The sequence below is a fragment of the Janthinobacterium sp. FT14W genome, from assembly GCF_009208755.1.
Classification (GTDB): Bacteria; Pseudomonadota; Gammaproteobacteria; order Burkholderiales; family Burkholderiaceae_D; genus Janthinobacterium; species Janthinobacterium violaceinigrum.
Genome location: NZ_WFLL01000079.1, coordinates 1 through 13,155 on the forward strand (window position 1 = coordinate 1; position 13,155 = coordinate 13,155).

11 protein-coding genes, 1 pseudogene and 1 riboswitch are annotated in these 13,155 nt (G+C 64.8%); of the genes and pseudogenes, 6 read left to right on the top strand and 6 right to left on the bottom strand.

Annotated elements, in window-relative coordinates; all coding sequences use genetic code 11:
- The 5 genes from GCN74_RS27350 to GCN74_RS27370 form a co-directional block, all read right to left on the bottom strand.
- A partial coding sequence (locus tag GCN74_RS27350; protein ID WP_152259577.1) for a nitroreductase family protein occupies positions 1-1,085 on the bottom strand: 1,085 nt, incomplete at its 3' end.
- Complete coding sequence (locus GCN74_RS27355) at positions 1,086-1,955, bottom strand: ThiF family adenylyltransferase (RefSeq protein ID WP_152259578.1); 870 nt, start codon at positions 1,953-1,955, stop codon at positions 1,086-1,088.
- Positions 1,956-2,041: 86 nt separating this feature from the next.
- A complete protein-coding gene (locus tag GCN74_RS27360) occupies positions 2,042-3,601 on the bottom strand; it encodes a methyl-accepting chemotaxis protein (RefSeq protein WP_152259579.1) in 1,560 nt (519 codons plus the stop codon).
- Positions 3,602-3,745: 144 nt separating this feature from the next.
- On the bottom strand, positions 3,746-3,943 hold the full coding sequence (locus GCN74_RS27365) for a hypothetical protein (protein ID WP_152259580.1): 198 nt from the start codon (positions 3,941-3,943) through the stop codon (positions 3,746-3,748).
- A gap of 94 nt (positions 3,944-4,037) precedes the next feature.
- Positions 4,038-6,881 (bottom strand): M16 family metallopeptidase, encoded by a 2,844-nt coding sequence (locus GCN74_RS27370; RefSeq protein WP_152259581.1) that lies wholly within the window; start codon positions 6,879-6,881, stop codon positions 4,038-4,040.
- 183 nt (positions 6,882-7,064) lie between these two features.
- A riboswitch (FMN riboswitch) is annotated at positions 7,065-7,215 on the top strand.
- A gap of 94 nt (positions 7,216-7,309) precedes the next feature.
- Here GCN74_RS27370 and ribB point away from each other — a divergent pair.
- The gene (gene ribB, locus GCN74_RS27375; RefSeq protein WP_152259582.1) at positions 7,310-7,957 is read left to right on the top strand and encodes a 3,4-dihydroxy-2-butanone-4-phosphate synthase; all 648 of its coding nucleotides are present in this window, start codon (positions 7,310-7,312) and stop codon (positions 7,955-7,957) included.
- A gap of 7 nt (positions 7,958-7,964) precedes the next feature.
- Here the strand turns inward: ribB and GCN74_RS27380 are convergent, their stop codons facing one another.
- Positions 7,965-9,335 (bottom strand): MFS transporter, encoded by a 1,371-nt coding sequence (locus GCN74_RS27380; protein WP_152259583.1) that lies wholly within the window; start codon positions 9,333-9,335, stop codon positions 7,965-7,967.
- Positions 9,336-9,460: 125 nt separating this feature from the next.
- Here GCN74_RS27380 and GCN74_RS27385 point away from each other — a divergent pair, with 125 nt between their 5' ends.
- From GCN74_RS27385 to GCN74_RS27405, 5 genes and pseudogenes are all read left to right on the top strand, one after another.
- Entirely contained in the window at positions 9,461-10,342 is an 882-nt protein-coding gene (locus GCN74_RS27385) for a LysR family transcriptional regulator (RefSeq protein ID WP_152259584.1), read from the top strand.
- A 121-nt stretch (positions 10,343-10,463) separates the two neighbouring features.
- A complete protein-coding gene (locus GCN74_RS27390; protein WP_152259585.1) occupies positions 10,464-10,787 on the top strand; it encodes a hypothetical protein in 324 nt (107 codons plus the stop codon).
- Between the two features lie 52 nt (positions 10,788-10,839).
- Positions 10,840-11,655 (top strand): MlaE family ABC transporter permease, encoded by an 816-nt coding sequence (locus GCN74_RS27395; protein ID WP_152259587.1) that lies wholly within the window; start codon positions 10,840-10,842, stop codon positions 11,653-11,655.
- 55 nt (positions 11,656-11,710) lie between these two features.
- Positions 11,711-12,721 (top strand): MlaD family protein, encoded by a 1,011-nt coding sequence (locus GCN74_RS27400; RefSeq protein WP_152259586.1) that lies wholly within the window; start codon positions 11,711-11,713, stop codon positions 12,719-12,721.
- Positions 12,718-13,155, top strand: a pseudogene (locus tag GCN74_RS27405) (hypothetical protein); the annotation flags it as partial. The gene GCN74_RS27400 and the pseudogene GCN74_RS27405, both read left to right, overlap by 4 nt.

The following is a 13,155-nucleotide window of genomic DNA, read 5'->3' on the forward strand; positions in this document are numbered from 1 at the left end:
GGCGCCACCAGCAAGTCCGCCAGCGGACGGCGCAGCGAGCGCGCGCTGGCCGCCGGGCCGGCGCCTATGCGCCCGAGAAACACGGCCCGCTCCAGCGCCGTGGCGCCCAGCACGGCCTGGCATTGCACGGCCAGCTCCTGCGCCCGCTCCTGCAAGCCATCGGTGCGCGAAAAAACCCGCCGTTCGCGCACATAGCGGGCAAAGATCAGCGGCGTCAGTTCCGGCTGCAATTGCAGGCCCAGCTGCGTGGCCGTCAACCAGAAGCGCTGCATGGCGCGGCCGGCCGCCACGTAATCGTCGATGTGGCGCGGCGAGGCATCGGCCAGCAACGCGAAGTGCGCGGCGCAATACAGGCCCGGCAGCAAGTCCATCTGCAGGCGCGGCGCGACGGTGCCGGCCAGCCAGGTATTGAAGAAATCCACGCGGCGCCAGCTGTGCATGACCCAGCGCATCAGGCGCGCCGTCAGGGGATCGACGCCCAGCGCCTGCTCCGGGATGCGGTCGCTGCTGTAGCGGGCGCCCCACTCGATGACGTCGCGGTGCACCTTGTGCGCTTCGGGCATGGTCAGGCGCAGCTTCGCATTGCCGAACATCAGGCGCGCGCAAACGAGGCGCGCGCGCCAGCCTTCGAACCACTGCACGCTATAGCCGGGCGGCAAGCTGGCAGCCAGCGCCGCCTTTTCGCTGGCGCGCAAGCGGCGCGTGCTGAGCCGGCGCCGTTGTACGCTGCGCTGCGGCAAGTAGGCCGCCAGCGGATCGGGCGGCATGCCGGGACTGTCGACCAGGCGCACGTCAAAGGTGGGCAAGGTGTCGGGCATGGACAGGCGCCGGCGCGCTTCCATGCGCAAGCCGTGGCTGCTGGCCGCCAGTGCCATGCTTTCGAGCAAGGCGCCCAGCGATAGCTGGCTGGGATGGCCATCGAGGTCGTACACGCAGTGGCTGCGCGTATCGAAGCCATGCACGACGACATGGCGCGGCGCCACGACTTCAAAGCGCCACGGCTGCGTGTTGTCGCCGCTGGGCGCCCAGCGCGCCTGGTCGAGGATGTTTTCCAGCATGGGATCGATCTGCAGTGCTTGCGCCATTTATGCCCCCTGCGCGGCGCGGCGCCGCTTGATGATGGCCATCGTCAGGCGCTGCAGCGGATGACGGTTGCCGCCGGGACGCCAGGTATGCACGAGCTTGTTGCGGTAGGCATCGAAATGCATGCCGTGCGGCGCCGCCATCACCTTCCCGCGTCTTAACAGAATTTTCAAGGCTTCCGTGGCGGCCGCGCCCGCGCACAGCTGGCAGCCCATGATGGTCGACGGCCCGCGCCGCTCCTTCAGGTTGATGGCGGACGGGTCGACCAGGTAGGGGCCGTGCAAGCCGGCCGGCGCCAGTCCGACGAGAAAGCGCAGGGCCTTTTCTTCCTCGGGCAAATCGCCCCAGCCAAAATAGTCTTCGAACGTCATGCCGCCCGGCAGGAAGCTGAGCACGGCCGTGCCCATGCCCAGGGGCGCCGCCGTGATGGCGGGAATGCCCAGGCGCGCGCAGGTGGCAAACGTGGCCTGGCGCGCGGGAAAGGCGAAGAAATCCAGGCCATCCACGTACAGGTCGACGCCGGCAAAGAAGTCGGCCAGGTTGCTGTCGTGTATGCCGTCAGGGAATTGCTTGATCTCAAGCTCGGGATTGATATCGCCTGCCATCTGCGCCAGCACGGCCACCTTGGGCTGGCCCAGGGTGGACATCATGGCGCCTGCCTGGCGGTTGAAGTTGGCGATATCGAAGGTGTCGAAATCGGCGATGTGGAACGCGCCGATGCCCAGCCGGGCCAGAGTCAGCAAGTGCACGCCGCCCACGCCGCCCATGCCGGCGATGGCCACGCGCTTGCCACACAAGCTGTCCTGCTCGCCTTGCGTGACCCAGCCCAGGTTGCGGGCAAAGGCCGCGTGATAGGAAAAACCATCTGTCATGCTCACCTCGTCTGTGCGGCCATCGCGGACCAAAAGTTGGACAGGTGAGCCTGGCGGAAGTTCCCGCCATGACAGAAAAAAAGCCGTTAGCGCGCCAGGCGCCGCAGTGCCGCTGCCGGCGCCGCTGCGCCCACCTTGAACACGCTGACGATCTGCGCCAGCCCGGCCGCCTGCTCGTTCATGGCCTGGGCCGCCGCCGACGCCTGCTCCACCAGGGCGGAGTTTTGCTGCGTCATGTTATCCATCTCGACGATGGCCTGGTTGATCTGCTCGATGCCGGCGCTCTGCTCGGCGCTGGCCGAGGAAATCTCGGCCACGATATCGGTCACGTGCTGTACGCTGGAGACGACTTTCTCCATCGTCTCGCCCGCCAGCGCCACCAGCTTTTCACCGGCGCCCACCTGTTCGGCGGAACTGTCGATCAATTGCTTGATCTCTTTCGCCGCGGCGGCCGAGCGCTGCGCCAGGTTGCGCACCTCGCTGGCGACGACGGCGAAGCCACGGCCCTGTTCGCCCGCACGCGCCGCTTCCACGGCCGCATTCAGGGCCAGGATATTCGTCTGGAAAGCGATGCCGTCGATGACGGCGATGATGTCGCCGATCTTTTTCGACGAGGCATTGATGGCGCCCATGGTGTCGACCACCTGGCCCACCACGCCGCCCGCCTGCGTTGCCACTTGCGAGGCGGAAATGGCCAGCTGGTTGGCCTGGCGCGCGTTGTCCGCATTCTGGCGCACGGTGGAGGTCATCTCTTCCATCGTCGAGGCCGTTTCTTCCAGCGATCCCGCCTGCTGCTCCGTGCGCGCCGACAAATCGTGGTTGCCGGAAGCGATTTCACCGGAGGCCGTGGAAATGGCATCGGCATCGTTGCGCACCTGGCTCACCAGGTGCGCGAGGTTGTCGCGCATGGCCTTGATCGCCATCAACAGGCTGTCCGTGTCGCCCGGGCGCGTATCGATGTGCGTGGTCAGGTCGCCCTTGGCGATTTGCGCCACGATGGCCGCCGCATAGTCGGGTTCGCCGCCCAGCTGGCCCAGGATACGGCGCAGCATCAGGGCCGCCAGGGCGCCCACCACCAGCATCAGCGCGCCGCCGATGGCCAGCAGCACGCCCGCCTGGGCCCAGAACTTGTGGTTGATGTCGTCGATGTAGGTGCCCGTGCCGATCAGCCAGTCCCACGGCGCGAATTTCACCACCGCATACATCTTCGCCACGGGGTCGGGCACGCCGGGACGCGTGCCGTCCGCCTGCACCAGGCCGATGCGGCTGTTGGCCAGGGCCGCGCGGTAGCGGTCGCCCGACTGTTTCATGTTCTTTTGCGGCGTGCCGATGCGCGCGGGATTCGGATGCACGTACAGCAAGTCCGTGCTGAAATCGCGCACGAAATAATACATCTCGTCCTTGACGAAGCTGCCGATGGCCAGCTTGGCCTGTTGCTGGGCCTGCTCACGCGTGAGCTTGCCCGACTGTTCCAGCGCATACGCCTTTTCCACCGACGCGTTGGCCAGTTCCACCAGCACCGTCAATTGCTCCACCCTTTCCGCCATCATGGTCTGGCGCAGCGAATACAGGGAGAAAGAAGCGATGAGGACAATGCCCAGCAAGGTGCTGAAACACAGGAGGAGAATGCGCGAACGGAGAGTCATGGGAACCTGGGTAAAGAATAAAATGTGGAATTATAAACAATTTCCATATGGAAATCTTTTCAGAAAAGCAAAGCGGGCGGCGCTACCAGGCTGATGCCCGGCAGGCACCGCCCGCATATGTCTTGCTGAAGTCTGACTGAAAGGTCAGGCCAAGGCTTCCTTGGCCGCCTCTTCCGGCGTCAAGCCGTCGTAGAACTGGTCGGTGAACCACTCGACCTGCTCTTCGATGTGCTCCTGCGCCTGCGCCACGGTGGCGCCGCCCGCCACGAGGAAGCCTTCGACCTCGATACACCAGTTGATCAATTCCAGGGTTTCCGGATCGAGTTCTTCTTTCTTAGCCATCGTGCATTCCTTACTTGTTAAATTGCGATTACATCAATCAGCAGCAGTTTAACAGCTTCGTCACACTGCCGCCCATGCAGCTCAACAATGAAGATTACTTTACTACAACGTTTTTACGTTCCGGATACAAGACCACCTGTACATAATTGCGCATATCCAGGTAGCGCTGCGCCGCCAGCTTGACGGCCTGCGGCGTGATGGCGCGCACGCGCTGCTCATAGCGCAAGATGTTCGCGGGGTCGCGTCCCTGGGTCACAGAACCGATCAACTGATTCATCCAGTAATTATTTTCCCGCAAGGATTTCTGCTGGCGCGTGATCCAGTTCAGCTTGACCTTCTCCAGGTCGGCCACCGATGGTCCGTCCACCTTCATCTTGTTGATTTCGGCAAAGGCGGCGGCGATCACCTTGTCCACGTTTTCCGGGCCCGTCGGCAAGTTCAGCGCCACCGAATAATGGCCGTACGGATGCTGGCCCATGGACGTCTCGAAGCCGCCGCCGTAGATCATGCTCATCTTTTCGCGCAGCACTTCGATGACTTTCAGGTTCAGCACCTCGCCCAGCGCCTGCAGGGTCAGCTTCTGCTCGTCCGAATACGCCACGTCGCCATTGAAGGTGATGGAAATCGTGCTCTTGGGTTCGCTGCCCATGTAGATATCCTTCTTGACCACCCCGCTGACGGGGCGCATGCCCACATCGCGGTAGGCGTGCGGCACCTCGGCCACGGGCAAGGTGCCCAGGTAGCTGGCGATCAGCGGCTTGATCTTGTCGAGCTCGAAGCTGCCCGCAAAGATGAAGGTCATGTCGCGCGCGCTGGAAAAGCGCTGGCGGAAGATGTCCAGCGAGCGGTCCAGGCCCACCTTGTCAAAGTCGGCCGCGCGCGGCACGCCGTCGACGCGCGGGTTGTCGCCAAACATGGCGTGCTGGATGGCATCGTAAAACACGGCTTCCGGCTGCGCCAAGCTGTTCTTCGCCAGGTCCTGCTGCTTGCCGATGAAGGACTGGTACAGGCCCGCATCCTTGCGCACGTCATGGAAATACAGGTACACCAGTTGCAGCATGGCTTCCACGTCGGCGCTGCTGGCCGAGCCGCCAAAACCTTCGCTCAGCTCGCCCAGCGAAGCGCCCACATTGACCGTTTTACCTGCCAGCACTTTTTCCAGGTCCAGCGGCGCCAGATCCTTCAAGCCCATGCTGCCGACCACGGCGCTGGCATAGCGGGCGTTATAGATGTCGGCGTCGCCGAACAGCGACTGGCCGCCGAAGCGGGTCGAGCCCATCAGCACCTGGTCATTCTTGAAGTCCGTCGGCTTGAGCAGCACGCGCACGCCATTGCCCAGGGTCAGCTCCGTCACGCCGATGGCGCTGTTGAACTTTTCAGCGACGATGCTGCCGCCGGCCGGCGGGCCCTCCATCAATTTGCTGGCAAGCACTTTTTCCGTGCGCGGCTCGACCTTCTGCTGCTCGGCTTGCGCCACGGCATCGAGCAATTGCTGCTGCGTCGGCACCACCGAGGCCGTATCGCCCGCTTTCGGCTCGGCGCCCATGAAGACGACGAGTTTCTTTTGCTGGTCGGGGATGACCTTGGCCACCGTCTCATTGATTTCCTGCAAGGTCACCTGCGGCAGGAGTTCCTGCGCGTACCGCAATTCATTGGCGATGCCGGGAATGGCTTCCTGCTCCAGGAAGTTGCGCGAATACTCGGCCACGAAACCGGCCGAATCGGACTTGTCGCGTTCGCTGTACGCGCGCTCGTAATTGCGCAGCATGTTCTTGCGCGCGCGGTCCAGCTCATCCTGGCTGAAACCGAAGCGGCGCGCCCGCTCGTCTTCCTGCACCAGCGCGTCGACGGCCGGCTGCACGCCGCCCTTGCCCAGCAAGGCATACGCGCTGAACGATTCATAGCCGCGCACCAGCTTGCCCATGCTGCTGCCGCCCTGGATGAACGGCGGGTTCGCCTGCTGCGCCAATTCCTGCATGCGCGCGCTGAGCATCTGGCCATACAGGTTTTCGATCATCTGGCGCCGGTAATCGGCAATCGTGACGGGTTCCTGCGCCGCGCGGATCGGGTAGCGGATGAAGACGGAGTCGTCCGGCGCTTCCTTGTCCGTGATCACCAGCGCTTCCGTTTGCGAGCGCTGCGGCACTTCCGCATACAGGCGGGGACGCGGTTGCGCGGGATTCTTCAGCTTGCCGAAATGCTGCTGGATCAGTTTTTCAGCCTGTTTCGGCTCCACGTCGCCCACCACCATCACGGCCATCAGGTCGGGCCGGTACCAATCCTTGTAGAAGCGCTTGATGGCTTCCGGCTTGAACGTCTTCAGCACGGATTCCTTGCCGATCGGCATGCGTTCCGCATAGCGCGAACCGTTCAGCAGCTTCGGATACAGGACCTTGTTCATGCGGTCGCTGGCGCCCTTGCCCAGCCGCGCCTCTTCCAGCACGATGCCGCGCTCGCTGTTGATGTCGGCCGGATTGAATTTCAAGCCGTGCGCCCAGTCTTCCAGCACGAGGAAACCCTTTTCCAGGTTTTCCTTCTTGTTCGTGGGAATCGGCAGCACGTACACGGTTTCATCGAAACTCGTGTAGGCGTTCAAGTCGGCGCCGAACTTCACGCCGATCGATTGCAAATAGGAAATTAGCTGATTGCGCTTGAAATGCGTGGAGCCATTGAAGGCCATGTGCTCCGTGAAATGGGCCAGGCCTTGCTGGTCGTCATCTTCCAGGATGGAGCCGGCTTTCACCACCAGGCGCAGTTCCACTTTCTGCGCGGGACGGGCATTTTTCTTGATGTAATAGGTCAAGCCGTTCGGCAATTTGCCGACGGTAACTTCTGGTGCCAGCGGCAGGGGATCGGTCAAACGGATTTCCGCCTGGGCCATGCAGGCGCACGCCAGCAAGACGGCGCCCGAAATCAGGCGTAATTTACTCAGCTTCATGTATTCTCAACGGTAAGATTCAGTAAACGTACCTTACACTGAAATCGTCTTTCCGCCATTAAAAACAGCTTAGGGAAAACTGCTTTCCCCAAGCAATTTTGCCGAATAGCAAACTCAACTGTACCCTGCCGCATTTTTTCATTTGTGCTAAAGTATTGCCGCCGATCATGTGGATCGGCATAACGACGTCTTCGGGGCGGGGTGCGATTCCCCACCGGCGGTAAGACCGGCAACGGTCAAGCCCGCGAGCGCCTGTCAAACTTCGTTTGGCAGGGTCAGCAGATCTGGTGCGACTCCAGAGCCGACGGTATAGTCCGGATGAAAGAAGATGTGCAGTAGTGTGATGTCCCATCGCCCCGGCGATGCGGCCAGTTGCGTCTATTCGCTTGCCCTGCAGCGTTTTTCGCCTATGCGAGGAGCGTTTCACCATGTTAGTCAACAGCTATACCCTGCTTTCCAACGACCTCGAAGGTCGCATCCAATCCGCCCTGGCCGCCATGCGCGCCGGCATCCCCGTCATCCTGCTCGACGATTTCGACCGCGAAAACGAAGCCGACCTGATCCTGTCGGCAGAAAAACTCACGAACGAGACCATGGCCCTGCTGATCCGCGAATGCAGCGGCATCGTCTGCCTGTGCCTGCCCACGGACGTCGTCAGCGCGCTGGAATTGCCGCCCATGTCGTCCGACAACGGCAGCCGCTACGGCACGCCATTTACCGTCTCCATCGAGGCGCGCGACGGCGTCACCACGGGCGTATCGGCCGCCGACCGCGTCACCACCATCCGCGCCGCCATCGCCAAGGATGCCAAGCCCGCCGACCTGGTGCGCCCAGGCCACGTCTTCCCCCTGCGCGCCGCGCCCGGCGGCGTGCTCGAGCGCCGTGGCCACACGGAAGGCTCCGTCGACCTGTCGCGCATGGCGGGCCTGAACCCGGCCGCCGTGCTGTGCGAGCTGATGAATCCGGACGGCACCATGATGCGCGGCGACGACATCGAGCGCTTTGCCGAACTGCACGGCATGCCCATTCTGACCATCGAAGAACTGGTGGAATGGCGCAGCACGCGCGGACAGTAAGCCCTCTTCAGGCGGCCGCGGCCTTCGCCACATGCACGTGGCGGTAGACGAGGCCCGCCGCCAGGCCATACGCGGCGGCAATCGTCGCGTAGGCCAGCGGCAGGCGCAGCGACCAGTCGGGCACCATGTGCAGGATGCTGCCGATCAGGGCCACGCCCACCAGCGCGCCGATCTGCCGGTTCGCATTCAGGGCCGCTGCCGCGCTGTTCGCATGCTGCTTGCCCGCCACCCGCATCACGGTGGCCGTCATGGCGGGAATGGCGATGCCGATGGCCACGTTCATGATGGCCGTGCCCAGCGCCAGCAGGGAATATGGCGTGCCGGGACGCAGCCCCGTCAGCAGCAAGGCCATGACGGCGCCCACCAGCAAGCCGGCCAGCATGGGCCAACGCGTGCCATGCCGCGCCGCAATACTTCCCGCCATGAAATTTCCCACCGTATAGGCCGCCATCATGGGCAGCAGGCGCAAGCCCGACTGCAGGGCATCGGCGCCGCCCGACTGCTGCAGGAACAGGCTCAATAAAAACAGCTGGCCGAACACGCAGAAATTGATCAAGAAACCCACGCCATTGGCCGCGCCAAAGCTGCTGCTGTGAAACAGCGCGCGCGACAACAGCGGATGGCTGCCGCTGCGCTCGCGCCGCAGCAGTTGCCCGGCGGACAGCACCGTCAACACCCCCGCCGCCAGCACGCCGGGCGACAGCCAGCCCAGCACGGGCCCTTCGATCAGGACGAAACTCAGGCCCGCCAGCGCCAGCACGCCCAGCACATGGCTGAGCAGCGACAGCGCGCGCGGCTGGCGTGCCGGCGCGGCCAGCAGCAGCTGCGCCATGACGATGGCCAGCACGCCCAGCGGCACGTTGACCCAGAACACGCTGCGCCAGCCGAACTGGTGCACGAGGATGCCGCCGATCAATGGACCGGACGCGCCGGCCACGCCCACCAGCGCCGACCAGGCGCCCAGCATGCGCGTGCGCTCGCGCTCGTCTTCAAAGCTGTGCGTGAGCAGGCTGAGCGAACTGGGCATGAACAGGGCCGCACCGGCGCCCTGCAGCAAGCGCGCGGCCGTGAGGAAATGCCCGTCGGGCGCGGCGCCGCACAGGACCGAACCAAGGATGAAAACACCGAGGCCGCCCTGGTACACGGCTTTCGGCCCGTAGCGATCGGCCAGCGCGCCGCCGGCCAGCAGCAGCGCGGCAAACGTCAGGGTATAACCGTCGACCACCCAGACCAGGCCCGTCAGCGGTATGGCCAGGTCCAGCGCGATATCGGACAGCGCCACGTTGACGGCCGTGACGTCGAGCATGGCCATGACGAAGCCGAAGGCCAGGGTCAGCAGGATCAGGCCGCTGGCGCGGCGGGGAGCGGTGGGAAGCATGATTTTTCCTTGCAAAGGCAGCGGGGCAGCCATTATGGGAGCGTTGCGCAATGCAGTAAACAGGCATAAACTCGGCACTCCGATGCAAAAATGCATCACACATCACAGATAAAAAAGGAAACGCCTTGGACTGGGATAACGCGCGCATCTTTCTGGCCATCGGCCGGGCCGGCACCCTGCGCGGCGCGGCCGCCCTGCTGTGCATCGACCAGGCCACGTGCGGGCGCCGCCTGGCCGCGCTCGAAGCGTCGCTGGGCGCCACCCTGTTCCTGCGCACGCCGTCCGGCTACGTGCCCACGCCGGCCGGCGAACTGGCCTTGAACGCCGCCGAAGCGATGGAACGGGCGGCCGACAAGCTGCAGCGTGACATGCAGGGCGTGGACAACCGTTTAAGCGGCCTGGTGCGCGTGGCCACCACGGACACCATGGCCAGCCATTTCGTCATCCGCGCCATGCAGCGGCTGCACGCGGCCCACCCGGACATCCGCATCGTGCTCAACGTGGCGCCCGCGCTGGCCAGCCTGACGCGGCGCGAAGCGGACCTGGCCGTGCGCGGCGTGCGCCCCACCGACCCGGACCTGATCTCGCGCCACCTCGTCAAGCGCAGCCTGGGCCTGTACGCGTCGCGCACCTACCTGGCCGAACGGGGCGAGCCACTGCGCGGCACGGCGCTGGCCGGCCACGACATCGTCATCTACCACCATTCCGTGACGCCCCGCCACGGCGAGAAAATCGCCGGCGAACCCGTCGCCAACGCGCGCGTCGCCATGGAAGTCAATTCGGCGGCCATGCTGCAGGAAGCTACGCGCGCGGGCCTGGGCGTGGCCGAGCTGGCCACCCACCTGGGCGACATCGACCCGCAGCTGGTGCGCATCTGGCCCGAGCGGGCGGAGCCGTACGACGTGTGGCTGGTCATGCATGCGGACCTGAACCGCTCCGCCCGCGTGCGGGCGGCGGCCGACGCGATTATCGCCAGCGTGGCCAGTGCGGACAATGCGCTGCGCTAGCAGTGCATGATAATTCTCAAAAGAAACTTTCTTTTTGATAAGTCTGATAGAATTCGCAACCCCGCCGGGCACGGCCACCGCCACGCCGCCGCGGGTTCCCTCAAACCACTGGAGAATTTTTATGCTTATCTGGCAAGGCTTCGGCATACTCGGCCCCCTTATCTGTCTGATCGTCGTGGTGGCCGCGCAAGCGCTGTTTGGCGCCGCCCTGGGCGAGGAATACACGAAGAGCCACGCCTGGACCCTGGCCCTGGCCTTCCTGCTGGCAGCGGCCGCCAGCTGGTATGCGGGCGTGCGCCTGAACAATGCGCCCGGACGCGAACTGATCGACCCGGCCACGCAGGAACGCGTGACCCTGCGCACGCGCCACACCCTGTTCTGGATCCCGATGCAGTACATCGCCGTGCTGATGGTGGTGATGGCCGGCTTCGCCCTGTTTGAATAGGCGCGCGCACGCCTGACGTGCCCGGCAGGCGGGCAGATGTTAAGATGCCATGATGACCCTATCCGTCTCCCTCATCATCGGTCTGCGCCGCCTGCACCGCGCCACCATGGCCTGGCTGGTCAGCTGGTGGCGCATGCTGCATTTCGCCATCCTCGTGTTTTCGCTGGCCCTGTCGCCATCGAGCTATAACCGCGACAACCGCCCCATCCTCGCGCACCGCCTGGTGACGAACACGGCGCCCAACCTCGTGTGGTTCAGCGTGGCTTGCGCGCTGGTCAGCCTGGTACTCATACGCATCGTCGTCGTCAGCGCGCAAAGCTACGGCCTGTCGCGCTACGCGCTGGAAATGGTGGTGCGCGTGCTGGTGCTGGAACTGATTCCCCTGACGGCCGCCCTGTTCGTGGCCCTGCGCCTGACCCTGCCCGACGGTATTGCGTTTGCGCAAATGCGCTCTTCCGGCGTGCTCGACACCATGCAGCGCCAGGGCGTCGACCTGCTGCGCCGCGAATACTTTCCTCGCGTCATGTCCGGCATCTTTGCCGTGTGGATGCTGGCCGTCGTCAGCTGCGTCACCTCGCTGATCCTCGCCTACCTCACCATCTACGGCTTTACCCCATGGGCGCTGCAGGGCTATACGCGCGTGGTGGGGCAGATCTTCAATCCCGCCGTGGCCCTGATCCTGATGCTCAAGGTCATCTTCTTCAGCTTTGCCGTGGCCCTGATTCCGCTCGCCTCCTCGTACTATCCGGAAGAGGCGCACGGCCGGCGCAACCGCCTGTGGGCGGCGCACGGCCTGTCCGAAATGCTGCGCCTGTTTTCCGTCATCCTGCTGATCGAAGTGGCTTCGCTGATGGGCAACTACTACTGATGCCCCGCCCGCCACCGCCAGCGATCCCGAACCACCCATACGAGAGCCAGAAGCCATGAGCCAGCCACCGAATCCCGACCAAACCAACGTCACGGCGCCGGACGCCGTCCTGCCCGCCCCGCCGCCCGTGCGCCACGCGGAACTGAAGGCGGCCATCCTGCTCGTCTTCATGTTCGTGCTGGTGGTCGGCTCCGTCGTCTACCTGATGTATGCGCGCGGCGCCTTCGAAGCCACGCAGACGCTGGTGCTGACGACCGACGATTCGGACGGCGTGGGCGTGGGCGCCGACCTGACCTTTTCCGGCTTTCCCATCGGCCGCGTGCAGCGCATCGAGCTGGCGCCGGACGGCAAGGCCAGGGTCATCGTCGACGTGCCGCGCAAGGATGCGCACTGGCTGCGCAGCAGCTCCATCTTCACCCTGGAACGGGGCATCGTGGGCGGCGCCAAGCTGCGCGCCTACAGCGGCATCCTGACGGACCCGCCGCTGCCCGACGACGCCACGCGCGACTTGCTGGTGGGCGACATGGCGGCGGAAATCCCCCGTTTGCTGGCCGCCGCGAAAGATTTGCTGAACAATGTGGCCAGCCTGACGGGCAGCGACTCCGCCCTCGACGGCACCCTGCGCAATGTGCAGGCCGTGACCGGCAAGTTGAGCGGTCCGGGCGGCGCCATGGGCTTGCTGACGGGCGACGACAAGCAGTCGCGCCTGCTGGTCGAGCGGGCCAACGCCCTGCTGGTCACGGCGGACCAGCTGGCGCGCCGCACGGATGGCCTGGTGGCCAATGCCGACACGCGCGTCTTTGGCGACAAAGGGGTGATGACGGATGCCCAGGCCACCATCGTGCAGCTGAACGCCCTGCTGGCCGACACGCGCGCCAGCCTGAAGAAAGTCGACGCCGTGCTGGTCGAGGCGCAAGCCGTGGGCGCCAACGCCAAGGCGGCGACGGCCGACCTGGGCCCGCTGCGCGCGGACGTGGAAAGCAATCTGCGCAAGGTCGAGCAACTGGTCAATGAAATCAACCGCAAATGGCCGTTCAAGCGCAATCCGGAGATCAAACTGCCATGAAACTATCCCGCCCCGCCCTCGTTGCGCTGTTGTCCGCCGTGCTCGCCGCCTGTTCCAGCGGTCCGCCCGTGCCGGACTGGAAAATGAATGCGCAAAGTTCCGTCGAGCGTTTTCAAGCGGCGTATTTGAACGGCAACGCCCTGGTCGAACAGACGGAATTCCGGCGCGCCCGCAGCCAGGTGGCCGGCACGGGCAAGCTCGACCTGGTGGCGCGCATCGAACTGCTGCGCTGCGCCACGCGCGTGGCCAGCCTGGCCTTCGAGGACTGCGCCGGCTTTGACGCCCTGCAGGCCGACGCGACAGCCGCCGACCGCGCCTATGCGGCCTGGCTGGCCGGCAAGGCGCAAGCGGCCGATGTTACCCTGTTGCCGGAAGCGCAGCGCGCGGCCGCCGGCGTCAGCTCGGACGCGGCCGCCGCCAGCGCCGTGGCCGCC